The following is a 1,150-nucleotide window of genomic DNA, read 5'->3' as shown; positions in this document are numbered from 1 at the left end:
GCCATTACCTCACCAACTAGCTAATCCCACCTGGGCATATCCTGACGCGAGAGGCCTAAAAGGTCCCCCTCTTTGAGACCAATTCCGAAGAACCGGGCTATTATGCGGTATTAGCCATCGTTTCCAATGGTTATCCCCCACATCAGGGCAATTTCCCAGGCATTACTCACCCGTCCGCCGCTCGACGCCGTTAACGTTCCCCGAAGGTTCAGTTAACTCGTTTCCGCTCGACTTGCATGTTTTAGGCCTGCCGCCAGCGTTCAATCTGAGCCATGATCAAACTCTTCAATTTAAGATTTTGTCGGCTCAATGAATACTGACTTCAAAACTGATATTTATGAAAACATAAACATGTAATTTTAAAGCTATTATCGTTCCAACAGAACGATAATGAATTGACTGTGCCAAGTCCTCTAATGTTTCCAAAAGAAGTCTCGTTTGGTCACTTCGTTTCATTGAAACCTAATTTGAAGCCCCTCTTTATTTAGAGAAGTTTCTAATTGGATTATCATCAACGAGTGCCCACACAGATTGATAGGTTTATATTGTTAAAGAGCTTTGCTTTTTGAGAACACTTTCTCTCGAAGCGGAGGTGAATTCTAGCGAGATAATTTGAAGAGTCAAACACTTTTTCAAATTTATTTTGTTAGAAGCTTTTCACCTCGCTGACTATTGCTGAAGCCTTGCGGCGTCTGCCCTGTCAGTGGATGCGCATTATAGGCAGTTCCTTTTTTAAGGCAAGCAAAAAGATGCATTTTTTTCATAAAAAAGGGCTAAGTGGACATTAATTGCTCAGATCAACATTTACACCCATTTTACCCTCAGGTTAGCCACGAGTTGTTCACAAATCACTGTGGATAACTAGTCAGTCATCTGAGTCAAAAAAGTATGAAATCCGTGAGCGTGGATTTAGGTACTCCCTTACTTTATCCGGAAGTTTGTTAGGTAAGATTGCATTAACTATCTTTATTTCTCTTTCAGCTAAGTCAATGATTGGCGCTTGAGTTCTTGGTACAGAGGGGTCGTAAATAAGAACATTAGGAAAGAGAATGTTCTTAGAGTTAACAGAGATAACCAAACCGACCATATCATTCGATAGTTGTACGACAGTGCCTGGAGGATAGATCCCCATAAACTTAATCAATAAGCT

1 rRNA gene and 1 pseudogene are annotated in these 1,150 nt (G+C 41.0%); both read right to left on the bottom strand.

The features are described 5' to 3' along the window. Positions 1-292, bottom strand: a 16S ribosomal RNA gene (locus DA100_RS08260); the annotation flags it as partial. Between the two features lie 573 nt (positions 293-865). Further along, a pseudogene (locus tag DA100_RS21130) lies at positions 866-1,150 on the bottom strand (HD family phosphohydrolase); the annotation flags it as partial.

The sequence above is a fragment of the Vibrio sp. Hep-1b-8 genome (assembly GCF_006124995.1).
Classification (GTDB): Bacteria; Pseudomonadota; Gammaproteobacteria; order Enterobacterales; family Vibrionaceae; genus Vibrio.
The sequence above is the reverse complement of the archived record's forward strand: the minus strand, read 5'-3'. Positions and strand labels throughout refer to the sequence as shown.